The 25,059-nt window shown below is 28.6% G+C and carries 22 protein-coding genes, 1 tRNA gene and 1 pseudogene; 14 read left to right on the forward strand and 10 right to left on the reverse strand.

Features of this window, described 5'->3' with window-relative positions:
- On the forward strand, positions 1-243 hold a 243-nt coding region (locus tag AJN60_RS04955), incomplete at its 5' end, for a hypothetical protein (RefSeq protein ID WP_057038901.1).
- Between the two features lie 466 nt (positions 244-709).
- Here the strand turns inward: AJN60_RS04955 and AJN60_RS04960 are convergent.
- Together AJN60_RS04960 and AJN60_RS04965 are read right to left on the reverse strand one after the other, a co-directional pair.
- Positions 710-937: a WGR domain-containing protein gene (locus tag AJN60_RS04960; RefSeq protein ID WP_002799350.1), complete on the reverse strand. Its 228-nt coding sequence runs from the start codon at positions 935-937 to the stop codon at positions 710-712.
- Positions 938-949: 12 nt separating this feature from the next.
- Positions 950-1,180: a hypothetical protein gene (locus tag AJN60_RS04965; RefSeq protein WP_002779694.1), complete on the reverse strand. Its 231-nt coding sequence runs from the start codon at positions 1,178-1,180 to the stop codon at positions 950-952.
- 229 nt (positions 1,181-1,409) lie between these two features.
- Between AJN60_RS04965 and AJN60_RS04970 the strand changes: the two genes are divergently transcribed.
- Complete coding sequence (locus AJN60_RS04970; protein ID WP_070285992.1) at positions 1,410-2,348, forward strand: tyrosine-type recombinase/integrase; 939 nt, start codon at positions 1,410-1,412, stop codon at positions 2,346-2,348.
- A gap of 242 nt (positions 2,349-2,590) precedes the next feature.
- Here the strand turns inward: AJN60_RS04970 and AJN60_RS09965 are convergent, their stop codons facing one another.
- The 3 genes from AJN60_RS09965 to AJN60_RS04985 form a co-directional block, all read right to left on the reverse strand.
- Positions 2,591-2,761: a hypothetical protein gene (locus tag AJN60_RS09965; RefSeq protein WP_261661142.1), complete on the reverse strand. Its 171-nt coding sequence runs from the start codon at positions 2,759-2,761 to the stop codon at positions 2,591-2,593.
- A complete protein-coding gene (locus AJN60_RS04980; protein WP_044794512.1) occupies positions 2,758-3,957 on the reverse strand; it encodes a tyrosine-type recombinase/integrase in 1,200 nt (399 codons plus the stop codon). Before AJN60_RS04980 ends, AJN60_RS09965 begins: the two co-directional genes overlap by 4 nt.
- Positions 3,958-4,187: 230 nt before the next feature.
- Positions 4,188-4,274: transfer RNA gene (locus AJN60_RS04985), tRNA-Leu, on the reverse strand.
- Between the two features lie 180 nt (positions 4,275-4,454).
- On the opposite strand from AJN60_RS04985, the gene flgL reads away from it, so the two are divergent.
- Positions 4,455-6,704: a flagellar hook-associated protein FlgL gene (gene flgL / locus AJN60_RS04990; RefSeq protein ID WP_044779240.1), complete on the forward strand. Its 2,250-nt coding sequence runs from the start codon at positions 4,455-4,457 to the stop codon at positions 6,702-6,704.
- A gap of 107 nt (positions 6,705-6,811) precedes the next feature.
- A complete protein-coding gene (locus AJN60_RS04995; RefSeq protein ID WP_070285993.1) occupies positions 6,812-9,652 on the forward strand; it encodes an FtsK/SpoIIIE family DNA translocase in 2,841 nt (946 codons plus the stop codon).
- 85 nt (positions 9,653-9,737) lie between these two features.
- On the opposite strand, the gene rpsO is transcribed toward AJN60_RS04995, so the two are convergent.
- On the reverse strand, positions 9,738-10,010 hold the full coding sequence (gene rpsO / locus AJN60_RS05000; RefSeq protein WP_002852579.1) for a 30S ribosomal protein S15: 273 nt from the start codon (positions 10,008-10,010) through the stop codon (positions 9,738-9,740).
- A gap of 174 nt (positions 10,011-10,184) precedes the next feature.
- Between rpsO and AJN60_RS05005 the strand changes: the two genes are divergently transcribed.
- From AJN60_RS05005 to AJN60_RS05025, 5 genes are read left to right on the forward strand one after another with little or no spacing between them, the layout of a single operon-like run.
- A complete protein-coding gene (locus AJN60_RS05005) occupies positions 10,185-10,595 on the forward strand; it encodes an Rrf2 family transcriptional regulator (RefSeq protein WP_002861509.1) in 411 nt (136 codons plus the stop codon).
- Complete coding sequence (gene flhA, locus AJN60_RS05010) at positions 10,582-12,756, forward strand: flagellar biosynthesis protein FlhA (protein WP_002852599.1); 2,175 nt, start codon at positions 10,582-10,584, stop codon at positions 12,754-12,756. Before AJN60_RS05005 ends, flhA begins: the two co-directional genes overlap by 14 nt.
- Positions 12,757-12,764: 8 nt before the next feature.
- A complete protein-coding gene (locus AJN60_RS05015; protein ID WP_070285994.1) occupies positions 12,765-13,811 on the forward strand; it encodes a DHH family phosphoesterase in 1,047 nt (348 codons plus the stop codon).
- Positions 13,795-14,037: a hypothetical protein gene (locus tag AJN60_RS05020; protein ID WP_002852415.1), complete on the forward strand. Its 243-nt coding sequence runs from the start codon at positions 13,795-13,797 to the stop codon at positions 14,035-14,037. The genes AJN60_RS05015 and AJN60_RS05020 overlap by 17 nt, the downstream gene beginning before the upstream one ends.
- Positions 14,034-14,666, forward strand: coding sequence for a hypothetical protein (locus AJN60_RS05025; RefSeq protein ID WP_070277274.1), 633 nt, complete (start codon positions 14,034-14,036; stop codon positions 14,664-14,666). Before AJN60_RS05020 ends, AJN60_RS05025 begins: the two co-directional genes overlap by 4 nt.
- Here the strand turns inward: AJN60_RS05025 and AJN60_RS09745 are convergent.
- On the reverse strand, positions 14,654-14,794 hold the full coding sequence (locus tag AJN60_RS09745) for a hypothetical protein (RefSeq protein ID WP_002861506.1): 141 nt from the start codon (positions 14,792-14,794) through the stop codon (positions 14,654-14,656). The two genes, AJN60_RS05025 and AJN60_RS09745, sit on opposite strands and share 13 nt — an antisense overlap.
- A 201-nt stretch (positions 14,795-14,995) precedes the next feature.
- Between AJN60_RS09745 and AJN60_RS05035 the strand changes: the two genes are divergently transcribed.
- Entirely contained in the window at positions 14,996-15,982 is a 987-nt protein-coding gene (locus AJN60_RS05035; protein ID WP_070286057.1) for a c-type cytochrome, read from the forward strand.
- A 34-nt stretch (positions 15,983-16,016) separates the two neighbouring features.
- Here the strand turns inward: AJN60_RS05035 and AJN60_RS05040 are convergent, their stop codons facing one another.
- From AJN60_RS05040 to dsbI, 3 genes and pseudogenes are all read right to left on the reverse strand, one after another.
- Entirely contained in the window at positions 16,017-16,658 is a 642-nt protein-coding gene (locus AJN60_RS05040) for a thiol:disulfide interchange protein DsbA/DsbL (RefSeq protein WP_070285995.1), read from the reverse strand.
- A gap of 85 nt (positions 16,659-16,743) precedes the next feature.
- A pseudogene (locus AJN60_RS09355) lies at positions 16,744-17,284 on the reverse strand (aryl-sulfate sulfotransferase); the annotation flags it as partial.
- A gap of 183 nt (positions 17,285-17,467) precedes the next feature.
- Complete coding sequence (dsbI, locus tag AJN60_RS05050; protein ID WP_070285996.1) at positions 17,468-18,259, reverse strand: protein-disulfide oxidoreductase DsbI; 792 nt, start codon at positions 18,257-18,259, stop codon at positions 17,468-17,470.
- 562 nt (positions 18,260-18,821) lie between these two features.
- On the opposite strand from dsbI, the gene AJN60_RS05055 reads away from it, so the two are divergent.
- The 4 genes from AJN60_RS05055 to AJN60_RS05070 all read left to right on the forward strand — a co-directional run bounded on the left by AJN60_RS05055 (position 18,822) and on the right by AJN60_RS05070 (position 24,984).
- Positions 18,822-19,886 (forward strand): tyrosine-type recombinase/integrase, encoded by a 1,065-nt coding sequence (locus AJN60_RS05055; protein ID WP_070285997.1) that lies wholly within the window; start codon positions 18,822-18,824, stop codon positions 19,884-19,886.
- The gene (locus tag AJN60_RS05060) at positions 19,876-21,660 is read left to right on the forward strand and encodes a bifunctional chorismate-binding protein/class IV aminotransferase (RefSeq protein WP_070285998.1); all 1,785 of its coding nucleotides are present in this window, start codon (positions 19,876-19,878) and stop codon (positions 21,658-21,660) included. Before AJN60_RS05055 ends, AJN60_RS05060 begins: the two co-directional genes overlap by 11 nt.
- Positions 21,657-22,223, forward strand: coding sequence for an anthranilate synthase component II (locus AJN60_RS05065; protein ID WP_053872930.1), 567 nt, complete (start codon positions 21,657-21,659; stop codon positions 22,221-22,223). The genes AJN60_RS05060 and AJN60_RS05065 overlap by 4 nt, the downstream gene beginning before the upstream one ends.
- Before the next feature lie 898 nt (positions 22,224-23,121).
- Entirely contained in the window at positions 23,122-24,984 is a 1,863-nt protein-coding gene (locus tag AJN60_RS05070; protein WP_180752981.1) for an autotransporter outer membrane beta-barrel domain-containing protein, read from the forward strand.
- The last annotated feature ends 75 nt before the right edge of the window (positions 24,985-25,059 follow it).

Consider the following 25,059-nt stretch of genomic DNA (forward strand, 5'->3'; position numbering starts at 1 on the left):
CAAGATTTATTCGATGTTTTAAATGAAGATTTTACCAAAGAATATGAATTCATAGATAGTCCTACTTTAGATGATATAGTAAAACACAAACAAAGTGATGAAGTTTTTAAAGTGTTTTATAAAAAAGATGATAAAATAAGATTGCTTAGAGTTAGTAATATGCAAGCTTTAAATCGTTTTGATAAACTTAAAGGTGCAATGACAAAAATAATTTTAGATAGTGGTTTTAAACCTGATAAATAAAAAGGATTAATATGTGTAAATATCAAGAATATATAGAGCAAAGAAAGGTTTTATGGGAAAAAAGTTTTGAAGCCTTTAAAGATGAAAGTATATCAAAAAGAACAGCTTGAACTTGCAGAAGCAGGAATTAATGATGGCTTAGAGGAGGATTAATTATATAATTAACCATATATTTATATTAGTTTTTTTTAAAAAACCGTTTTTACTATTCTTTAATCTTTTATATTGTATTTTGATTGTCTTATTTATGTAATTTTATATATAAAAAAAGTTTTTTCCAATTTTACAACAAAATCCTTTATGGTATAATAAAAATAAAAATTATATAAGAAAGGATACAAATGGCTATAAAAATTGAAATTAGCGGATTTGATAAGGATTTTTTACCTGTTTTTGAGAGTTTAGCTAAAAGCTTATCTCAAAAGCCTATTTTATCAATGTTTTTTCTTGTTTTTTGAGCAAAAACTTACGCATACCCTTTTTTCATTTTTTGTTTCTTTAACCTCTCAAAAAAAATTTGCGCCTCATTAAAACTTGGAAATACATTATTTTTTCTTCCTGTACAACTTTTAAAACGCACATTTCCGTAAACTCTCTCAACCATATATTCCTCAAATAGAGTGGCAATAATTTCTATGCTATAATAGCGAATGTTTCCTTTCTCAGTTATTCTGTGCAACAAAACATTATTCATAAAAAAACCTAATTAAAAATTATTTATTTTATTCAAAAAATCATTTTTAAACATTTTTTCTATAGCAAGCTTAATCATTTGATTAATTTTCTCATTTTCTTTATTTGTATTAGAAATTTCATCTTTGTAAGTAGGAATCATCATTTCTATCATTTTTAATGTTTTTTCATCAAATAATACTCTTTTTGGAATTAATATTTCATTTTTTTGAATATTTTCATTATTTATTGTATTTTTTTCCATTTTTATCCTTTATTTGTTAAAATATATAAATTATACCATAATATTAATAAAAAATTGTATAAATAGACAAATAATGCAAAAATATAAATATTTTTATGGTATAATTTAAAATATATAACATAATCTTATATCAAAATAAGCCTATTAAAATATATATTTTGATATTAACACAAGCAAATAAATATAACATAATGTTAAATTATGTTATAAAAAAAAGGATATAAATAAAATGAAACTTAAAAATACTACAATAAGCGAAGATTTAGAGCGTTGGATAGAAGCTTATTTGAAACATATTCAAGCATTATCCTATTCAAATAATACTTTTTTACTTTATAGGCGTATTTTACTAGAATTTGTAGAATATTCTTTAGATTATCAAGATGAAATGCAAATAAACGATATAAAAACGACTTTTTTAGTCAATTTTCTTAATTATTTAGAAAATAATTCAAAAAATGGCAATAAACTATCAAAAAAAACAAAAATAACTTATTTGAGAGTATTAACTAGCTTTTTTTCTTTTATAAGCGATAATAATGATGATTTGTTTGTTTTTTCCTTTGATATGAAGAAAATTAGATTTAGAACAGAAAAATCAGAAGAAAAATTAAATTATCTTAATGAAAATGAAATTATAAGGCTAAATAATGTTTTAGAGAAAGAAAAAGCAAAAAAAGAAGTTTACAATAGTTTTAGAAATTCTTTACTGATAAAACTTATGCTTTATGGAGGACTTAGAATTTCTGAAGCTTTAAATGTAAAACTTTGTGATTTTGAAGAGGTTGATGATGAAATATTAAAAATATCCATAATAGGCAAGGGCGGTAAAGAACAATTTGCATTTATTAAAAAAGAAAAAGTTGATGATGAGCTTGAATATTTTAAAGAAAATATCCAAGATAGTGATTACATAATGCAAACTAGCACAGGAAAACATTTAAATAGAAGCAATGCTTTTTTGATTGTAAATAATATTTATGCTAAAGCTTTGATCAGTAAAAAAGGACTTCATTTGCTTAGACACACTTTAGCCATGAGATTAACAGCCAAAGGAACAAACCTTGTGGTCATACAAAAAATTCTAAGACATGCAAATCTAAATACTACTACTATATATGCCAAAGCAACAAATGATACAATAAAAGCTGCGTTATTGAATAATTAATTTTTCTAAAATTGAGTATTTGCATAGACTTCAAGAAGAAGTCTATGTGTTTAAAATTGTTCTAATAAAAGCTTAGGCTCTCCGCCAAGTATTTTGATGAAATTTGCAATTCTTGATTGTATCATTTCTACGGAATACATACTTCCTAAACCGCCTAAAGCATAAAATAATTCTTCGAAAATGTCTTCTTTGTTAAATTCAAGTTCTTCTATATCAATAAGATCAGGAGTTTGGCTACCTTTTTATAATTCTTGATATATTTCAACCAAAATATTAATTCTTTCTGGATTATTTTTAGTTTTTAGATAAGAATTTAAGTGTATTATTAGGGTTTTTATGAGTTTTTCTCTATTTTCTTTATTTTCAACCCCCCCCCCCACCATAAGCACTTCTTTTGTATTTTCTTTTTTCATATTATTCCTTTCAAATTGTCAACATAATCACTCCACCATTGCATTAAGAGCTTCCTATCGTTTAGCCTTAAACTTCTATTATAAGCAGCTTTAACATTATTTCTTTCACGATGATCTAAGCATAACTCTATAACTTCACTATCTTGCCCATGCAAATTTTTAAATTCATAGAGCAAGGTTGAAGCTGTTGTTCTAAAACCATGAAAAACCATTTCATCGCCAAAGCCTAATCTTTTGATGGCTTGATTTAATGTGTTTTCACTCATAGTTTTGGATTTGCTTATATCACTTGGAAAAACATATTTTGAATTGTGGAATGAAAAAGGTTTGATAAATTCAAACAACTTGATCACGCTTTCACTTAGTGGTACAATAAAATCTTCACCCCCTTTCATTTTATTTGCAGGTATAATTATCTTTAAATTTTTAAAATCTATTTCACTCCATTCTAAATTTCTGATATTAGCGCTTCGCAAAAACAAATATGGGCTGATTTGCAAGGCTACTTTTGTGAATATATTTCCATTATAATTTTCTATTGCTAATAGTAACTCTTTAAATCTTTCTTCTTTTGTGATAGCTCTAAGATTTTGTTTTTTAGGCGAGCCATAAAGAGCTTTCATGTCTAAAGTTAAAATATTGCTATTTTCTATATATTCTTTATTTATGGCATACATTAACATTTTTTTTAAACCCAAGAAGACTCTTTTTATAGTTTCGAGTTTACCTTCTACATAAAGTTTATCAAGAATAAGAAGTATATCATTTTTGGCAAGTTCATTAATATGTTTGTCTTCGTATTTAGAAATAATATGAGTTTTTAATCTCTTCGATAAATTATAAGAAGTATTATTTTTATAAAAAACTTGACTCCATTCATTAAAAACTTCTTTTAGGGTTTTTGATTTTTGTATATCTTCTTTTTGAATTTGTTCTTTGGGATCGATTTTTTCAGCTAACATATTATTAAAAATATTTGCTTTTTCTCTTGCACTTGACAATGTAGTTGTTGGATATTTTCCTATTTTAATGCTTTGTATTTTTTTATTTAACCTATATCTAAAATAAAAAAAGATAATAGTACCTTTTAAAGAACCTTTTGCTTCGATGTAGAGATTTTTGGTGCACGCATCTTTAATGTATGTTCTTTTTTCTACGATTAAATTTTTAAGCTGTTTATCGTTGACAATAACCATTTTATAATATTCCTATGTTAAAAAGTATATGTTATTTTTGAATTTTAAAATTTAACATACACTATAACATATACTTTTAAAATTGTCAATCCTGATAATTTAAGATAATTTAAGATAATTTAAGATAATTTAAGATAATTTAAGATAATTTAAAGTATGATTTTATCATATCTTAATTGATAATTTTAGATTACTTAAGATTTCTTGGGATAATTTCAGAAAAGAAATAATGGTGCCCGAGGTCGGACTCGAACCGACACAAGGTTGCCCTTACCAGATTTTGAGTCTGGCGCGTCTACCAGTTTCACCACTCGGGCTCATTTTTAAGATTTAAAGCTAAAATTATACTTTTTTAGACTAAAAAATACTTTAAAAATAAAAAGTATTTTCAAAAAGATTATATAAAATTATGTAATTTAAATTTTTGGAACAGTTATTGCTTTTGTTTATTAGCAATGTTTGAAAAGATTTTAACTTTAATACTTTAGAGGAAAAAAATGAGAATTACAAATAAACTTAACTTCACAAATAGTGTGAATAATTCTATGGGCGGTCAAAGTGCTTTATATCAGATATCTCAACAACTTGCTTCAGGTTTAAAAATACAAAATTCATATGAAGATGCAAGCATTTATATAGATAATACGCGTCTTGAATATGAAATTAAAACATTAGAACAAGTAAAACAAGCAACAAACAGCGCAAAAGAAATGACTCAAAACAGCATGAAAGCTTTGCAAGATATGGTAAAACTTCTTGAAGATTTTAAAGTTAAAGTAACTCAAGCCGCAAGTGATGGGAACTCTCAAACTTCAAGGGAGGCTATAGCAAAAGAATTAGAACGCATAAAAGAGAGTATAGTTCAGCTTGCAAATACTAGCGTTAATGGTCAGTATCTTTTTGCAGGTTCACAAGTTGCAAATAAACCTTTTGATTCCAATGGTAATTATTATGGAGATAAAAATAATATCAATGTAGTAACTGGAGCTGGAACTGAAAGTCCTTATAATATACCTGGATGGGATTTATTTTTCAAAGCGGATGGAGACTATAAAAAACAAATTACTACTAATATCAGTTTTACAGATAATCGTTATACAGATAAAGATAAACAAGAATATTTAAACGGAGATTCTGCTTGGAAGCAGCTTATCGGGCAAAATTATGTAAAAGATGGAAAATTAGATCCGGATATAGATTTTGAAGATAAAGACCGAAAACTTAATTTTCCACCTTCAACACTCTATGTTCAAGGAACAAAACCAGATGGAACAAGCTTTAAAAGTGCAGTTTTAGTAAAACCAGATGATAAAATAGAAGATGTATTAGAGCAAATTGGCGCACTTTATGGCAACACTGCTAATAATAAAGTTGTAGAAGTAAGCATCAATAATAGTGGTCAAATTCAAATCACAGATTTAAAACAAGGCAATAATAAATTAGACTTTCATGCCGTAGCCTATACTCCACAAATGGACAAAACAGAAAGTTTCAAAGCAATGGAAAAATTTGTTAAGGATAATGATCTTAACATGGATAATGTTACCAATGCTGTTATGCAAGAGGCTATGAAAAATGGTGATATTACCAATCCAACTAGTCCAGTTACTATTAAGTTAACAGGAAAAGATGGAAAAGAGCAAGAGTTTACCTTTAGTTTAGCTCAAACTGATTTTATTAAAAGCAATATGACTGATTCAGCTGGCAACAAAGCCAATGGTGCAGATTATGATAATGTTTATTTTGAAAAAGATGGAAATACTGTTTATGGTAATGTTTCTCAAGTTATTAAAGGAAGTAATGCTTATGCAACTGATTCAACCAAACTTAGCGAGGTAATGGCAGGAAATAGTCTAAATGGTACTACTTTAAATTTAAAAGTCAATTCCAAAGGTGGAAATTCTTATGATGTTACTATAAATTTACAAACTTCAACTGTAAGCTATCCTGATCCTAATAATCCAGGTCAAACCATAAGTTTTCCTATAACCCATACTGATCCTGCAACTGGAAATAGTGGAGTTGTTACAGGATCAAATGATATTACTTATGGTCAAATCAATGATATTATAGGTATGTTTGCCGCAGATAAAATTCCAACCCAAAGCATAACAGCTACAAATGGAAAAGTTGATGCAAATGGTTATAATAGTTTACAACAACTCATGAAAGATTCTCAAGCTACCGTTGATGTAAGTATGGATTATAAAGGTCGCATTAGCGTTACCGATAAGCTATCCTCAGGAACCAACATAGGAATTTCTTTAAGCGATTCTCAAAGTGGACATTTTCCACAACCACCTTATACCACAACTGCGCAAGTAGAGAATGGTCCAAATTTTAGTTTTAGTGCCAATAATGCTTTAGTTATAGATGAACCAAATGTTGATCTTATAAAAGATTTAGATACTATGATAGATGCGGTTTTAAGTGGTAATATGAGAGCCGATGGAAATTCGGCTGATCCAAGAAATACCGGAATGCAAGGAGCTTTAGAAAGACTCGATCATTTAGCAGATCATATCAGCAAGCTTAATACAACCATGGGAGCTTATCATAATACTATAGATGGTGTCAATACTCGAGTAAATTTCTTAAGCGTAAATGTACAAAGCATTAAGTCAAATGTTATTGATGTAGATTATGGTGAAGCTATGATGAATTTAATGCAAGTTCAACTTGCATATCAAGCTTCTCTTAAGGCTAGTACAACAATTTCTCAACTTAGCTTATTAAATTATATGTAAAAATTTATGGTATAATTTGGCTTTGATTTTATTTTTAAGGAAAGAATATTAAAAAAGAAGCCATTTTTACCAGCTCTACACTTGTTATTTTTTATATTTGTCTTTGTATGCTAGCACCTAGCATGGGAGAATGGGTTTACAAGGCTAATTTATTTTTATTTGGAGAATTTGGGTATTATTATCCATTTTTTTTACTTGTGTTAAATTATCTTTACTATAGAAAAAATTATAAAATAGAAAATTTTAAGCGTAGAGAGCTTTTTGGTTTTTCTTTGGCCTTTTTTTCTACTTTGCTTTTATTTTCTGTCTTTTATAGAGAGTTTGGGTATATTTTAGAAATTGTATATGGATTTTTTTCTATAATCTTAGGACATACAGGGAGTGGAATTTTTGCTCTTTTACTTTTGCTATTTTCTTTGATCTTATTGTTTCCGAAATTTGCAAAAGAAATTTTAAAAATAGAATTAGATTTTACTTTTTTATTAAAAGTAGAGCAAGCTTTTAAATCTTTACTTATGCGTGTATTTGGCGGAGAAAATGAGAAAGAAGATGTAGGTAAATCAGAACCTATGGCTTCAAAATTAAATATTTTGCAAGATAGTATTTATAAGAATTTACAAATAAATAAAAAAGAAAAAACCAATAACTTAGAACAGATAATCAAAGATTGCAATATCAATGCAAGTAAAAATTCAATTACCACAGCTAAGGACAACTTTGAAAAACTAAAAAATCAAATTTTAGATGAAACCATAGAAATTGATACACAAAGCTTAAAAGAATCAAGAAGTTTTGTTTATGAGCATTCTCAACAAGTGCGAAATTTCGCACAAAAGGCTAGCAAAATGAGCATTAGCCTTGATGAAGATTTTAATTTTATTTCAGAAGAAGAGGTAGATATGATTCCTGAACGTTTTTTAAAACCTAAAAAACTTGAAGATATAAAGCAAATAGATACAAATAAAAATTTAGATGAGCCAAGTTATAAGCGTAAAAATATTGAAATTCCAGTTTCTAAACAGGAAGTTAAACCAAAAATTTTCACAAAAGAGCTTGAACTTAGAGAGAATTTGATAAAAAAAGAAAAACTAGAACAAGAATACAAAGCCTATCAAAATGAAATTTTAGAAAATAAAGTAAAACAAGAAATTAAAAAATTAGAAGAATATGATGCGATAAATTCAAGCGATATTATAGAAGGGAATAAATACAGTTTTAATAACTCAAAGACAATCAAAACAGAAACAGAAGAATCAAACAAAATAAATGAAAATAAAAATCCAGTTAAAGCAGACAATATCTTTGAATTTACTCCCATTGTAGAAGAGTTAAATCATCCTTATATAGAACCTACTCCTATAAAAAATATAAATGAAATAGTTATAGAAGAAAAAAATACACTCGATTTTATCCAAAATACAGAAATTAAACTCGATAATGAAAAAACAAATGAACAAGAAATTAAACTTCAAAAAGCAGTTTTAGCCAAAGAAATTGCTATCAATCAAGCTTTATTGCATGAAATAGAGCAGGGCGAAGTAGAAAAACCAAAAGATTTCACCTTGCCACCATTAGATTTTTTAGCTAATCCAAAAGAGCATAGACAAGAAATCAATGAAAGTGAAATAGATAAAAAAATTTATAATCTTCTTGAAAAGTTGCGTCGTTTTAAAATAGGTGGCGATGTTATAAGCACTTATGTTGGTCCTGTGGTAACTACTTTTGAATTTCGTCCTAGCGCAGATGTGAAAGTAAGTCGTATTTTAAATTTACAAGATGATTTAACTATGGCTTTAATGGCAAAATCAATCCGTATTCAAGCTCCAATACCAGGAAAAGATGTTGTAGGCATAGAAGTGCCAAATGATGAAATTCAAACTATTTATCTAAGAGAAATTTTACAAAGCGAAGTTTTTAAAAATGCTAAAAGTCCTTTAACTATAGCTTTGGGCAAAGATATAGTAGGCAATGCTTTTGTAACCGATCTTAAAAAACTTCCGCATTTACTCATCGCAGGAACTACAGGTAGCGGTAAAAGTGTGGGGATAAATTCTATGCTTTTAAGTCTTTTATATCGTAACTCTCCTAAAACCTTGCGTTTGATGATGATAGATCCTAAGATGCTTGAATTTAGCATTTATAATGATATTCCTCATCTTTTAACTCCTGTTATCACAGATCCAAAAAAAGCGGTCAATGCGCTTTCAAATATGGTGGCTGAAATGGAAAGACGCTATCGTTTAATGGCAGATGCAAAAACCAAAAATATAGAAAATTACAATGAAAAAATGAAAGAATTAGGCGGCGAAGAACTCCCTTTTATTGTAGTAATTATTGATGAACTTGCCGATTTGATGATGACTGCGGGTAAAGATGTAGAATTTTATATAGGAAGACTTGCACAAATGGCAAGAGCAAGTGGAATTCACTTGATTGTAGCTACACAACGACCTTCTGTTGATGTTGTAACAGGACTGATCAAAGCGAATTTGCCAAGTAGAATTTCTTATAAAGTAGGGCAAAAAATTGACTCTAAAGTTATTTTAGATGCTATGGGTGCTGAGAGTTTACTTGGAAGAGGGGATTGTTTATTTACTCCTCCTGGAACAAGCTCTATAGTGCGTTTGCATGCGCCTTTTGCAAGCGAATTTGAAATAGAAAAAATCGTGGATTTTCTAAAGGATCAACAAAGCGTAGAATATGATGAAAGCTTTTTAAAAGATCAGCAAAGCGTGGGTGTTACAACAAATGAAAGCTTTGATGGGGAAGTAGATGAGCTTTATGAAGAAGCCAAAAGAGTGATCTTAGAAGATGGAAAAACAAGCATTTCTTATTTGCAACGCCGTTTAAAAATCGGCTATAACCGCTCTGCAAATATTATTGAACAACTTACGCAAAACGGGATTTTAAGCGAACCTGATGCCAAAGGACAAAGGGAAATCTTGTAAGATTTTTCTTGTATTTTTGATATATAAAACTGATTACAAAAGAAGAAATTTAAAAAGCAAAAGCCCAGTAAAAAGGGCTTAAAAATTATTTATCTCTAAGATTTAATTCGGTAATTAACTTACTATAAGAATTATAATCTTTTCTTTTAAGATAAGATAAAAGTCTTTTTCTTTGACCTACAAGTTTTAGAAGTCCTAGTCTTGATGAAAAGTCTTTTTTGTAGATTTTTAAATGTTCTGTAAGTTCTGCAATTCTTGCAGTTAAAAGAGCTACTTGAACTTCTGTTGAACCAGTATCACCTGGTTTTTTAGCGAATTTCGCAACTATTTCTGCTTTTTTGGCCGAATCCAAAGCCATGATAGACCTCCTGATTGGTAAAATAATAAAATTAAAGAACTGTAATTTTATCTTAAAAAGCAAAAAATAAACTGAATTTATCCTTTTTAGAAGGTTTTGTTAAAATTTAAGTCTTTTTCTAAGAATTATTTATTATAATTACAGCTATTTCTATAGTTATAATAAGGAGAATCTGTGCTATTTACCAAAGCTAGCGAATACGCTTTACTTTCTTTAATTTATATTTCTCAAAAAGAAACACCTCAAGATGTAGATTCTTTAGCTTTAGAGCTTGATATTCCCAAAAGTTTTTTAGCTAAAATTTTACAAACTTTAGCTAAAGATGGTTTGTTAAAATCCTTTAAAGGGGCAAAAGGTGGTTTTGCATTAATCAAAGAACCAAATCAATATACTATAAAAGAAATTGTTAATAGTGCTGAAAAAAAGGATATCAGTGTATTTGAATGCAGTGGTGGTACTTGTCCAAATAATAAAGAAAAAAATTGCACCTTAATGCCTATGTTAGTAAATTTACAAAATAAAGTAGATGAATTTTTAGATTCTATTACTTTAGAAGATATTATGAAAAATAATGGCAAAAAATAAAATAGTCGATTTAGTTTTTCCTTTTTTGGGGCCTTTAATTGCTCCTGTTTTAAAAGCTAAAAGCTTAACTATTGTTGGTTTTTTAGTTTGTATTTTAGCTATTATCATAGTTCCTTTACCAAGTCCTATTTTGGACTTTTTCTTAGCTTTAAGTATAGCTTTATCAGTATTAATTATTTTAATTTCTATTTATATACCTAAACCGACAGATTTAACAACTTTTCCAACTTTAATCTTGATTATTACTTTATTTAGACTTTCTTTAAATATAGCTACTACAAGGATGATTTTAAGCGAAGGGCAAAACGGCCCTGAAGCTGTGAGTGAGATTATAGCAGCATTTGGAGAATTTGTTGTTGGTGGAAATATGGTCATTGGTGTGATTGTATTTTGTATCTTAGTATTAATTAATTTCATGGTTGTAACAAAAGGTAGTACAAGGGTTTCTGAAGTACAAGCAAGATTTACACTTGATGCAATGCCGGGTAAACAAATGGCTATTGACGCGGATTTAAATGCGGGACTTATCGATGAACAAACCGCTAGAGCAAGACGTCAAGAAGTTATTGCTGAGGCAAACTTCTATGGTGCAATGGATGGTTCTTCTAAATTTATCAAAGGAGATGCTGTTGCAGGAATTATCATAACTATTATAAATATCATAGGTGGTTTTTTAATAGGATCTTTTCAGCACGATATGGCTTTAAGCGATGCTGCATCTACCTATACTATTTTAACCATAGGTGATGGACTTGTATCGCAAATTCCAGGGCTTATTACTTCTACTGCAACCGCTATAATTATCACTCGTGCAAGCAAAGATGAGGAAAATTTTGCAGAAGGAACTTTAACTCAACTTTTAAGTGAATATCGCACGCTTTTAATAGTAGGTTTTGTACTTTTTATCTTTGCGTTAGTGCCTGGTTTGCCAACTTTATCCTTGGGCTTTATGGCTTTAGTTTTTTTAAGTCTTGGCTATCTTACCAAGCAAGTTAAGGAAGGTAAAATTGATATAACCACAGTTAAAAAAAGCAAACCAAGTGCTGCAGCTGCATCTCAAAGTGGAGCAGGTGGGACAACAGCAGCACCTGCTAAGAAAAGCGAAGAAGAAATTCTTAAAGAAGAAGAGCACAAGATTAACGACATACTCAAAGTTGAAATTTTAGAACTTGAACTTGGATACGGACTTATTAAGCTTGCTGAAAACGAACTTACAGAAAGAATTCGCTCAATGAGAAGAAGCATTGCTGAAAGTTTAGGATTTTTAATGCCAAAAATAAGAATAAGAGATAATTTAAGACTTAAACCAAATGAGTATAGTTTTAAACTCAAGGGCGTGTCTATAGCAAGTGCTGAAATTTATCCGGATAAATATTTAGCCATGGATAGTGGTTTTATCACGGAAGAGATAGAAGGGATTGCTACAAAAGAACCCGCTTTTAACTCTGATGCACTTTGGATTGATGCGAATTTAAAAGATGAAGCAACATTAAATGGCTATATAGTAATAGATCCTGCAAGTGTTATTTCAACACATATGAGCGAACTTATCAAAGCACACGCAAGCGAACTTCTTACACGCCAAGAGGTGCAAAATCTTCTTGATAAGGTTAAAAATGATTATCCAATCATCGTAGAAGGCGCTTTAGGTGTTGCACCTGTAAGTCTTATTCAAAAAATTCTCAAAGACTTGCTTAAGCATCATATACCAATTAAAGATATGCTTACTATTTTAGAATCTGTAAGCGATATAGCAGAAGTAAGCAAGAGTTTTGATATGATTATTGAACATGTAAGAGCGTCTTTAGCTAGGATGATTACAAATATGTATTTAGATGATAAAGGAAATTTGGATATTTTTATCTTAGACTCTGCTAGCTCTGCAGTGTTAATGGAAAATGTACAATTTAGAGATGGAAGTTATCACTTGCCTTTAAGTGTAGCTCAAACAGGCACTTTAGTAGATACTCTAAGGGCTGAAGTTGCCGCAGTAGCAAATGGTCGTATCAAGCCTTTTATACTTTGCGTTGAACCGCAACTTAGAAAATTCATTGCTGATATTTGTTATAATTTTAGCATTAATATAGTAGTGTTAAGTTTTGCAGAAATTGCAGAAAATACAAATTTTAATACCGAGGGTATTATTAGGATAGAACTTTAAGGAATATAATGAAAATTTATCATCTTTCGCATACAGATCTTGATGGTTATGCTTGTCAATTTGTAGTAAATTTTTATTTTAAAAATGTGAAATTTTATAATTCTAATTATGGTAAAGAAATTAATGAAAATTTTAACTCTATTATAGGCGATATAGAAAAAGATGAAAATTTCGGAAAAGCTATTATTCTAATAACAGATTTAAATTTAAATTTAAATCAATGCGAAGAATTTGATAAAATTTGTAAAGAGAAAAATATTAAAATTTTTCTTCTTGATCATCATCAGAGTGGCGAAGAATGTGCTCAAAAATATTCTTGGTATTTACTTGATTCTAAAAGATGTGCAACTAAAATCGTTTATGATTTTTTCTCTAAAATCTGCACTCCTGTTTTAGAACTTTCAAAATTTGTTGATGTAGTTAATGCTATTGATATTTGGCTAAGCGAGGATGAAAATTTTGAACTTGGAAAGGTTTTTTTAGGCTTGATTGCCAATGCGAAAGAAATAAATCGCGTGATGTTTAAAGAATCGCAAATTGATTATATGTTTTTCTTGCTTGATAAGGCTTGGAAATTTATAGGAAAAGAAAATGCGAATATTTTACTCGATAATGCTACTCATTTTATAAAAAAGGATTATTTTGCCAGAAAAAATGATGATACTCTTTCTAATTTAATTTCTTATTTTGTAGTTGAAAAACTAAGTGAGCTAAAAGAAAATTTCAGTATAGAATATGAAGGCCATAAAGGCATCTTAACTTCAAATATAGGCAATACTTCTGTTATTGGAAATGATTTTTTAGTAAAAAATCCTGATTATGACTTTTTTATTGATGTTAGTTCTAGAAAAACCTTAAGTTTTCGTGCAAATGGAAAAATAGATGTAAGTTTAATGGCTAAAAATTTAGTAGGTGGTGGTGGACATAAAAATGCTAGTGGTGGACTTTTTGCGACATTTAAAGATGGAGCAAATTATAATCATATTAAGGCTCAAATTATTGATTTAATTAAAAGCAAAGAACTTAAAAAGGAAAACAATGAATCAAAACAATAATAAAACCTTAAAAAATGAACTAGAAGATTTACAATATGAGCTTAGCATAGTTTTAGAAGCTATGCTTTTATACGCTGGAGTTAAAAGAGAAAAATTAGAAAATGCAATAGAAGCTTATATTGATAATATAGATAATGTGCTCGAAAATTCCAACAAAGAAGGGGTTGATGAAATTTTAGAAGTGGTGGAATTTCTAAAAAATAAATACAAAGATTTTTTTCAATGAAAAAGTGTATTTTAATTTTTTTTAGTTTATATTCTTTAAGTTTTGCTAATATTTACGAAAAATTAAATGATTTTGCTTATGAAAAAAAACCGAACAAAGATTTTAAGATTCAAGAAGTTAAATTAGTACAATTTTCACAAGAAAATAAAGATTGCCTTGAGCTTTTAATAGAAGCTGGTCAAGTTAGAATTTTAAATAGCTATAACTCTTGTCAAAAATTATCTAAAGATGAAAGTTTTCAAAAATTTCTTAATGAAGATTTTTTAAAACTTTATAAAAATAATGGATACTTGATTAATGAAAATTTACAAAATTTGAAAAATACCATGCAGGATATTATGATATATTATAAACTCCGATATTCTTTTAGTAAAGATATAAAAGATATGAGTAAAAATAAGAATTTGGATGTTTTAAATATAGATGAAAAAGATGGTGGTACTTTGCTTTATAAAATCAACAATCAAGCTTGCGTTGGAATAGAACTTACAAGACATGACTCAAGAATGGCTATGAAAATATACGGAATAGAAAATTTGGATAAAGAGTGCAAACTATTTATCCAATCGCCTTCTTTTAAAGATCTTTCTTACACAAAAAAAGATTTTAAGTGGTATTATTTAGAATAAATAAATGCTTTAATTTTTAAATAAAAATTTTTAAAAATCGCACTTAAAGTAAAAGTATCTTGCCTTCCAAGATTTTGAAAAACGCAGTTATCTAAGTCTTTTTTTTCTTGAATGCTTAAATTTTTCATTAAACCAACCTCTAAAAATATTGCAAACTTCAATTTTATCAAAAAAACTTTATTTTTATTTTAAAGTTTTAATTATAAGGCAAATAAATATTGTTTTAAGAATTTGAAGTTTTTTATTGAAATATTATTAACTTTTATTGACTTTTTTGAAGCAAAGTTATATACTGAATTCGAATTAGACAAATTTAAGGAGGAAAAATGATGAATAAATTTTCTATAGTTTTAACTTTGTTGTTATGTGGAAGTTGTGCTTTAGCCTTAGATCCAAATTTGGAAAAAACTAAGAGTGCAACAGGTATTAATCTACCTACTGCCAAATGGAATTTACCTAAGGCTTTAAATGAAGATGGTACCATAGATGAAACTAAAATGCCAAAAAATTCAGAATATAGCAAAATGGTTATTTTGGGAAATAAAATTCTTAATGAAACAAGCAAATATGTAGGTCCACAGGCCAAAGATCCTAAAAAAAGATTTGCGGGAAATAATCTTTCTTGTTCAAGTTGCCATGCTAATGGTGGAAGTGTACAAAATCAATCAGGTTTTGTAGGAATTTGGGCAAGATTTCCACAATATAATGCCAGAGGAGATAAAGTAATTACCTTAGCAGATAGGATCAATGGCTGTTTTGAACGCTCTATGAATGGCAAAAGAATGCCTAGTGATGCGCCTGAAATGAAAGCCATGCTAACTTATATGCAATGGTTATCTCAAGGAGTTCCAGTAGGAGCTAAGATAGAAGGGCAGGGGCTTAAGAAGATAGATTTCATCTCGAGAGCAGCTGATCCTAAAAAAGGTAAAGCAATTTATATGGATAAATGTGCCGTTTGTCATCAAGAAAATGGATTAGGGCTTAAAAATGAGGATAGTGCAGGCGCGTATTATCTTTATCCACCACTTTGGGGCAATGATAGCTATAATACAGGAGCTGGAATGTATCGTCTTATCAAAGCTGCTTCTTATATTAAAGAAAATATGCCTCAAGGTGCGCCTGACTTAAGTCTTGAAGATGCTTATGATGTAGCAGCTTACATGAATTCACAAGCTCGTCCTATTAAAGCAAATAGAGATAAAGACTTTCCAGATAGAAAGGTTAAGCCTTTAGATATGGATGTAGGACCTTATGATGATAGCTTTTCTACAACCCAACATCGCTATGGACCTTATACAAATATGATCAAAAAATAATTTTAAGGCAATTTTTATTGCCTTAAAAAATTTATTATTTCATATTGCTTAATTTTTTAACTAGATCTTCTAAATCTTGCATCGAATTGATTGCACTTGGGTTAATTTGATATTTTCCATTAACAACAAAAGTAGGGGTGCCATAGGTTTTAGCTATATCATTAGCTCTTTGAAACTCGCTTAAAATTTCTTTAGCTTTTGGGGTATTTAAAAAATTTAATACTTCATTTTTATTTACATTCATAGCCTTTAAACCTATGTCGTAAAATTCATCTAAATTCGAAAAATTTCTTTGCTTGTTTAAAAAATAAGAAACAAAATAAACATCAGCAAGTTTATGAGATAAACTATCAGAATAACTCGCGTCTTTACCATTTTGCTCATCTTTGTATTGAGCAAAGGCAAAAAGCTCATTCATTTCTTTGGAAAAATCTCCATTCATTAAACTTACAGGATAGAGTTTAAAATGTAAATTTGGAAAAGCTTCTCTTAGTTTTTCAAGGGTTCCAAATTTATGATGATTATAACAATGTATACATTTATAAGAAAATGCTTCTATTACACTATTTTCGGAGTTGGGTAAATTTGGATTAAGAGTAATAAAACTATTATTTGCTAACGCAAAACTTGAGCAAAATACAAGCACTAAAACAAATTTGCAAAAAAAATTACGCATACTATATCCTTGATTAAATAAAATTTTCAAAGATAATTTTATTTAAAAAAAATAAATAAGCCCAAATTTATTTTTGGGCTTATTGTTATTTTTTAGGATTGAATGCTTGATCAACACTAAAAGGCATTGCTTGATAACCCGTGCCTGAACCGCTAAATTGAATTTGAATCGAAGGTTCCTTAGCGCCCCAGTTAAAATTCATCAATTTCAGGTTTTGGTTCCCCAAGACTTACACCTTTGCTAAGATCAAAAGCCATTCCAGCTGTTGCGCTATAAACCATAATAGAATCTTTATCTGGTTCATATTGAGTTAAAGAAGTTACAGGAGAAAACCATTCATTTCCACGATTTTTACCATATTCCCAAATTTGTTCCACGGTTTTATTTTGCTGATTGATTTTATAAATTACAGCACGAGAATATTTTTGACTTGCAAATGCAGGTTGTTCAGCTCCTCTTGCATCACCATTATCAAAAACACTTATATAGATATAACGCTTGTTTGATTTACTATCAATTCTCCAGCCTGTATGCTGTGTCCAAGTGAAATCAAATCCACCATTTTCATTTTCATAACCTGGGCATTTGCTATAATCATCATCGCAAACAATTTTTTTGCCATTTTTTTATCTACAGGCTACAAATAACCATTATCCATGATAATAACAGTCAAAGGAGCAATCCATTAAAAGTGCCATGCAAAGAGTTTTGCTAAGTCTCATGATAAATCCTTTAAAATTATTTAAGCCATCCTAAAATAGCTTAATAAAATTTTAATAATACACAACAAAAATAATTTGTTGCGTATTTTAAAAGCATCTTAAAACGACTTGATTTAAATGATTTAAACTAGCTATACTTTGATTTGGATTTTTTGGTTCGCCTATAAATTTAAGCACCAAAACCAAAATAACAATCGCCAATGCAAAAATTTTAGCATTAGGTTTATTTTTATCTAAAACATAGGCTATAAACATTGTAAAAAGCACAATAAAACAACATAAAAATGCTATAAGACAGCAAATTGCCATATTCATAAACTTTAAACTAGGTATCAAATACCAACCATTACTATAAAGCCCATTTTCAAAATCAGGTGGAGTTCCTATAAAAAATTTTTGAAAAGTATTAAGATGATTATAAGCATTTTCTGGAACTACGGGGGCATCCATCCCACATTCTCCTGCTGGCAAAAACCAACTAGGAGCCCATTCATGTAAAGGTAAATTAAATGGATAAATAGGAATTTCACGACATCCGTCTACACCTGCAAAAGGATTTTCAGAATGAACCACTTCATGGATATGATTTAAAGTTAGACAATGCTCCAAGCCAAGCCAAATTCCATAAAAAGCTAAGCTATAAGAAAAAATTTTTATAATATTATTTGTAGGATTGATTAGTGCAATCATACCACCTATAGCCATAACAAGCATATCGAATCTTATATACACACATTGTTCGCAAGGTTCCATAAAAAGATATTCTTGAAATAAAAAATGTGCTATACAGGTAAGTCCTATAGTAACTATGATCAAAATCAACCAAGGTTTACGTGTATCTTGCCATTTGGAAATATTAATTACAAAATTATTTCTCATTAGTCTTTTGCCTATTTCATTAGTATTAAATTTCTAAAGCAAATTTTAACCAAAAAAATATTAATCAAGAATAGGGGATTAAAAAATTGAATGCACAAGTTATCATTTTTATATATATTTTGATAATAATATAAAATAATTTAATTTTTAAATATTCTTTATAGTTTTCAATAAAAGTAAAATATAATTTTAATTTACAAAATAAAATTATCAATTTTTTACATTATATTTTGTGGATAAATTTATTTCACTCAAAAGGTAAAATCATGAAAGTATGTAAAAATAGTAGCTTAATCTATATCAAAGTAGAATAATCTAGGTGTATATAAAAAAGTTTGAAAATTACAGTTTTCAATACAAAATTATAAATTTTACATATTTTTACCTTTTATCATATCTTTTTATGATTGATATAAGATTTATTTAATAAAAATATTTCAATCTTTTTGCCTTGCATGTAAAAACAAACTTTTTCCTAAAAAAGCTTTTTTTTACTAAGTTAATACTAAAATACCTTTTCTAGTTAAAAAGCTAAAAATTTTAGATTTTAGGAAAAGTTTCTATGAAATACCCTTTAGATTGTGAAGAAAATTTTGAAAAATCATTCTTATTTTGGCTAGCAAAATATATAAAATTTAAACTCAACTCACTATCTAATAAAGAGTTAAAAAATCCACAAGCTTTAGCAGAAGTTAATTTTGCTCTTACAAAAGGTGTAAAAAATATTGAAGAACTTGACGCTCTAGCAAAAAAAGCAAGAAATGCTGGTTTAAGTGGAGTTAATACTTATTTTAATCCTTTAAAAAAAGTATTTGAATATTTAAATTTTTATAAGCTTTACTCTTTAAAACAGATTGATGAAGAACTCATTGTGGAAGTTTTAGCAAGTATAACAGGTGCTTTATCAGATGCAAGTAAAAAAAATTACCGTATCGCTGTAATCAATTTTTTTGATTTTTTAGACAAGCAAAATGAAGAAGATGAAAAAGCGCATATTTTCGATATCAATCTTAAAAACTGGGCAGGTATAGCGGGTTCTAAAGGGGTAAAATTACCTGAATTTATGAGCGAAGAAGAGCTTAAAAAATTTCTTGATGCTATTGAAAATGCAGATTTTAAAAACAATGGCATACGCAATAAACTTATTATTAAAATCATCATTTTTACAGGCATACGGGTAAGCGAAGCTATCAATATCAAAATGGGTGATATTAGCGAAGAAAACGATCTTTATATCATAAGAATAAGAGCTAAAGGCAATAAATATCGTGTTGTAATGATAAAAAAAGAACTTATTTACGATTTACTGAAAAATGTAAGTATTAATTATATGAGTAAAGACGCCCTACTTTTCGTCAATAAAAAAGGCACTCCACTGACTCAATCTTATGTCAGTCGCATAGTAGAACAGCTTTTATTTCGTGCAGGAATTCGCAAACAAAAAAATGGTGCTCACATGTTGCGTCATACTTTTGCCACCCTACTTTATAAAAAGCAAAAAGATTTAGTTTTAGTTCAAGAAGCTTTAGGACATGCAAGTTTAAATACCTCAAGAATTTACACTCATTTTGATAATGATAAATTAAAACTTGCCGCACAGGTTGCAAAGGAATTAAGTGACTCTTGAAGACTACGCTGTTTTTGGTAAATATTTTTACCATGATTTAAAACACACTTTAAAAGCCTTTAACCACAAAGAAAGTAAAAAGTGCTTTAAATTTATAGAAAAATATAAAAATGATTTTTATATTTTAATGCTTGCTGATTATGAGCTATATAGATATTTTCAAGATAAAAATTTCACAAGTAAAAAAGCTTATTTGTCTATATTTGCTTTTAAAAAAAGAAAAAAATTTCAAAAAGAAGATATTGATGAAGAAAAATTTATTCCTGAATTTATAAATTTTTTAGATCAAGATAATTACAAAGAAAATTTCACCAAGGTTAAAGAGGCAATCTCCAAAGGAAGAGTTTATCAAATCAACCTCACTCAAAATTTTAAATTTCATAGCAAAATGGATTCTTTTGAACTTTTTAAACTTTTGCTTTCTAGACAAAATACTGAATTTAAAGCTTTTATAAAAGATGAAACAAGAGAAATTTTGTCCTTCTCACCTGAACTTTTCTTCAAGACCAAAAAAAGAAAAATATTTACAAAACCTATGAAAGGCACAATTAAGCGTGATAAAGATCCTATAAAAGATGAAGAAAATAAAACCTTCTTGCAAAATGATACAAAAAATCTAAGTGAAAATGTTATGATTTGCGATCTTTTACGCAACGATCTTTCAAAAATCATCACAAAAAAAAGCTTAAAAACCAAACTTTTTGAAATTCAAAGTCATCCTACTTTACATCAAATGACTTCAAGCGTACAAGGAAAACTTAAAAAAAATATTTCTTTATATCAAATTTTTAAAGCTCTCTTTCCTTGCGGTTCTATTACAGGTGCTCCAAAGCTTGAAAGTATTAAATTTATCAAAGAATTAGAACAAAGAGATCGTGGTATTTACTGCGGAACTATAGGTTTAATACATAAAAATAAAAATAAATTTAGCGTAGCCATACGCACCTTAGAAAAACAAGATGAAATTTATACTTATAGCACCGGTAGTGGCTTGGTTTGGGACTCAAAATTCAAAGATGAATTTGAAGAATTAAAACTTAAAAGCGCGATCTTAAATCCTTGTGATTTTCATCTTTTTGAAACCATGTATTTTAAAAATTCTCAAATTTTATTTTTAAAAGAACATTTATTAAGGCTTATAAATTCAGCTCTTAAATTTAATTTTAATACTCACAACATCTTTAAAGATTTTTATAATATTTTAAATCAAAAAAGTTCTTATAAAGAATATCAAAATTTTACACTTTTTAAACTCGATGAAAAAATTTTTCACAAAAAACACTCTTTATTTTATCATTTTCCCCTACCCTTTAAAAATCCACACAAAGAAGGAATTTTAAAACTGATTTTATATAAAGACGGAAGATATGAATTCCAACAAAGCGCCTTAAAACAAAATTCAAACGATATTTTGCTTTTAAGTGATGATAAAATTAACTCAAAAAGTGACAATCTCTATCACAAAAGCTCTTTGCGTACTTTTTATAATCAACACTCATACAAATGGCATCAAAACTTGTGTTACGACATAGCTTTTTTTAACGAAAAAGATGAACTTTGCGAAGGCTCAAGAACCAATCTCATCTTAGAAAAAAACGCTCAATTTTATACTCCACAAATTCAAAGCGGTATGTTAAATGGAGTATATAGAAATTTCTTAATCAATCTTGGTTTGATAAAAGAAAAAGCATTATTTAAGCAAGATTTATTTGAAGCAGAAAATATTTATTGCATTAATTCCGTGCGTGGTTTAAAAAAGGTAAAATTACAATGAAGAAAATTTTATTTATAGATAATTATGATTCTTTTAGTTACACCATCATCTATTATCTTAAAGAACTTGGTTTTGAATGTAAAGTGATAAAAAATGACGCCTTTAAAAAAGCTAAAGAATTAGAAAAATTTGATTTTACTCATCTTATTATCTCTCCTGGCCCTCATTCTCCTAAGGAATCTAAATTAAGCCTAAAAGCAATCAAATATTTTAAAAAAAATAAAAAAATTTTAGGTATATGTTTAGGACATCAGTGTATAGCTAAAGTTTTTGGCGGTAGCATTTCTAAAATGCAAAATCCTACGCATGGTAAAATTTCTAAACTTTATTTTAAGAAAGATCCTATTTTTAAGGGTATTAAAAAAGAAATTGAAATTTGCTTATATCATTCTTTGTATATCAGTTCTATGCCTAAAAAATGCAAAATTTTAGCTCATAATTCAGAAAATATCATTATGGCAATTAAACATAAAAAATATCCTATTTATGGATTGCAATTTCACCCTGAAGCAGTTTTAACGCAAAAAGGCAAAAAAATACTTAAAAATTTTATGAAACTTTAATATAAAATATTTATTTTAATTATTTTTTAAATTTTAAAATATATTTTTAATAACTTATTTATAAAATTTACAACTAAAAATATCAATAAAAATAAAACTATAGATTAAAAATTAATTTTTTTAGTAATAGTTTTAATTAATGTTTTAAAACATTAATTAAAACTATAAAAGTTACAATTTTGTTTATAGCATAATTAAAAAATATTTATTTTTACAAATAATACTTGATTTTATTTTAACAATATGATAATATAATACCGCAAATTTAAATTTTAACAAGGAAGGAGCTCACTTATGATTTATCATAATAAATTGGTGCTTTCTGCAATTGCAGCAAGCTTTATAGTTTCCACGGGGGGGGGGGCTTTATGCGCAAGATATCAGCAACGATGTTACAGCAAAATTAACGCAAGATAAAGACAATAAGAGTCATTATACCTATGAATTTAGCACAGGTGATGTTGTTAAAACAGAACTTGGCAAAACTAAACTTACAAATGATGAAAATAGAATCAAACATCTTACTATAAAAGCAGGAAAAGATCAAAGTGGTGGATTAGAATTTAAAGGAGCTACTAGCCAAGAAGCATCTTTAGGTGATGGCTATAGTTTTGATCTTACGGCAGACAGCTTAAAATTTACAGGAGATGCTATAGGTAGTGCAAATATTATTGCCACTAATGGCGCAAGTACTATCAATGCTAAAAATGGCGTAGAATTAAACAAAGGACATATACAAGTAGGTAATGGAACTTTCTTTAATCAAAGCTTTAATGGCTCTTTAACCATCAATGGAGATTTAAAACTTACTGATAGTAGTGTTACAAACTTTGGACAAGCTAATTTTAATGTTAATGGAAAAGTAAGTGCTCAAAAAACAACATTTGAAGCTGAAGCATTGGATTTAAGTCGTGTAACTAGCAATGGTTTTTATATCATGAGTGCTACTAAGGGTTTTGAAAATGCAGTAAGTTCAGATAAAAGCTTTACAGATGTTAGCAGCGGTAACAAGGGAGCTTTAATTTTTCACAATCCATTAGTAAATATTTCTTCTAATCTTATGAATCAAGATTACGCAGGTGGAATAGGCACTATAACTAATTTTGATGAAATTGCACCAACAACCAATCTAGACAGTCTTTATAAAACAGAACTTGTTCAAAAAGGCAATAGTCTTTATGTAAATGGAAATCTTGCTACCACCAAAGGCAATAGAGTTGATTTTGATACATTAAACAATGAAATTAAAACGGTGCTCAAGACACAAAAATCTGAATTGGAAAAACTTTATAAGGTTGATGGTAAAATAGAAAGTGGAACTTTTAAAAATAATAGAGATGCAGTAAAGACTCAAATTGATACATACAATAAAAAAGGTGGTACTATTGAAACATCTCAAAAAGCTGTTGATACCGCTAAAACTGAACTTGACAAGGCCAATCAAGAAGGTAAACAAGAAGCAATTAAAAAAGCTCAAGAAGCTTATGATACAGCTGTAAAAAAACTTGAAAACGATAAAAAAACTCTAAGCGAACTTAACAATCGTTTAGCAGAATACAATGCACTTATCGAAGACATTAAAAACAAAACAGCCAATCTAAATGATAAAATCAATAATACCAAATTCGACATCAGAGCAGGACAAAAAGGACAAATTTTTGCTTCTTTAGCTGAATCTAATGTAGGTGGTAAATTAGCTGGAACAGCTGATTATATCTTTGCTAATGGTAAAGTAATCAACGATGTAGAAAGAGCAGCACAATCAAATGCAGGAAATTCAGCTCTAAATGCTCCTATTGGTGCTATCAATATGTCAAACGATATGGCTATATCAAATCGTTTAGCTAAATTTAGCAATCCTTATTCAACTGTAAATGTAGCTTCTTTAGAAGGCTTAAAATTTGCAGCAGGAAATGGAATCGCTAGCGATTCTCAATACGCTTATGGAGCAAGAAGCTATGATAATAATGTATGGGCAAATGTAATCGGTGGTGCTAATATCATCGATAGCAAAAGCGGTGCTTTATATGGTGTAAGCGTAGGTTATGATCGCTTAGTAGGTGAAGATACTATTCTTGGTGCTTATTTAACTTATGCTGATTCAAAAATTAAAACTAGCATGGTAAATCAAGAAAGTGATAACTTACAACTTGGTTTATACTCAAGAACACTTTATGGAAATAGCGAATTTGACTTTAAAGGCTATGCACAATTTGGCTGGACTGATCAAGATAGATTTATAGCTGGAACGGTAAATTCATCTGATTTTACTAGAAAATTCTTAGGTGCTAGTGGAACTTATGGTTATGTATTTGATATGGGAAATGATTTTTATATTAAACCTTTAGCAGGGCTTAATCTTTATTATTCTTTTACACCTGATTACAATGAAAATGGTGCATACGCTCAACATGTTCAATCACAATCTAGTTTTGACACTAGTATAGAAGCAGGTGCCGAATTTAGAAAATATCTATCAAAAGAAAGCTATATTTATGCTACACCAAAAATCGAGCAATATATAATCACTTCAGGAGATGATTACACAGCTAGATTTTTAGGAAGCCCTACTTCATTTACTATCAATGGAAGTGATAAGAAAAAAACTTATGGCTCATTTATAGTTGGTGGAGATGTTAATATAAAAAATCAATGGGCGTTTACTTTCTCAGCAGGTGTTAAACATCTTTTAAGTGGTAAAGTAAATGACGAAAGCGAAACTTATTTAAGCGGAAATATCGGACTTAAATATCAATTCTAATCTTAAAAATAGAATTCTCCTTTGCAAAGCCGTAAAGGCTTTGCATCTTAAAATAAATATCATTAAATTCCTATA

Origin of the sequence: Campylobacter sp. BCW_4323 (assembly GCF_001763115.1) — a bacterium.
In the GTDB taxonomy this organism is placed as follows: domain Bacteria; phylum Campylobacterota; class Campylobacteria; order Campylobacterales; family Campylobacteraceae; genus Campylobacter_D; species Campylobacter_D jejuni.

Coding starts and splice junctions, on each gene's coding strand:
- AJN60_RS04995 (WP_070285993.1), top strand. CDS start 6,812: ATGCTAGCACCTAGCATGGGAGAATGGGTTTACAAGGCTAATTTATTT.
- AJN60_RS04965 (WP_002779694.1), bottom strand. CDS start 1,180: ATGGAAAAAAATACAATAAATAATGAAAATATTCAAAAAAATGAAATA.
- AJN60_RS05020 (WP_002852415.1), top strand. CDS start 13,795: ATGAATCAAAACAATAATAAAACCTTAAAAAATGAACTAGAAGATTTA.
- rpsO (WP_002852579.1), bottom strand. CDS start 10,010: ATGGCTTTGGATTCGGCCAAAAAAGCAGAAATAGTTGCGAAATTCGCT.
- AJN60_RS09745 (WP_002861506.1), bottom strand. CDS start 14,794: ATGAAAAATTTAAGCATTCAAGAAAAAAAAGACTTAGATAACTGCGTT.
- AJN60_RS09965 (WP_261661142.1), bottom strand. CDS start 2,761: ATGAAAAAAGAAAATACAAAAGAAGTGCTTATGGTGGGGGGGGGGGTT.
- AJN60_RS05055 (WP_070285997.1), top strand. CDS start 18,822: ATGAAATACCCTTTAGATTGTGAAGAAAATTTTGAAAAATCATTCTTA.
- AJN60_RS04980 (WP_044794512.1), bottom strand. CDS start 3,957: ATGGTTATTGTCAACGATAAACAGCTTAAAAATTTAATCGTAGAAAAA.
- AJN60_RS05025 (WP_070277274.1), top strand. CDS start 14,034: ATGAAAAAGTGTATTTTAATTTTTTTTAGTTTATATTCTTTAAGTTTT.
- dsbI (WP_070285996.1), bottom strand. CDS start 18,259: ATGAGAAATAATTTTGTAATTAATATTTCCAAATGGCAAGATACACGT.
- AJN60_RS05015 (WP_070285994.1), top strand. CDS start 12,765: ATGAAAATTTATCATCTTTCGCATACAGATCTTGATGGTTATGCTTGT.
- AJN60_RS04970 (WP_070285992.1), top strand. CDS start 1,410: ATGAAACTTAAAAATACTACAATAAGCGAAGATTTAGAGCGTTGGATA.
- AJN60_RS04960 (WP_002799350.1), bottom strand. CDS start 937: ATGAATAATGTTTTGTTGCACAGAATAACTGAGAAAGGAAACATTCGC.
- AJN60_RS05035 (WP_070286057.1), top strand. CDS start 14,996: ATGAATAAATTTTCTATAGTTTTAACTTTGTTGTTATGTGGAAGTTGT.
- AJN60_RS05040 (WP_070285995.1), bottom strand. CDS start 16,658: ATGCGTAATTTTTTTTGCAAATTTGTTTTAGTGCTTGTATTTTGCTCA.
- flhA (WP_002852599.1), top strand. CDS start 10,582: ATGGCAAAAAATAAAATAGTCGATTTAGTTTTTCCTTTTTTGGGGCCT.
- flgL (WP_044779240.1), top strand. CDS start 4,455: ATGAGAATTACAAATAAACTTAACTTCACAAATAGTGTGAATAATTCT.
- AJN60_RS05065 (WP_053872930.1), top strand. CDS start 21,657: ATGAAGAAAATTTTATTTATAGATAATTATGATTCTTTTAGTTACACC.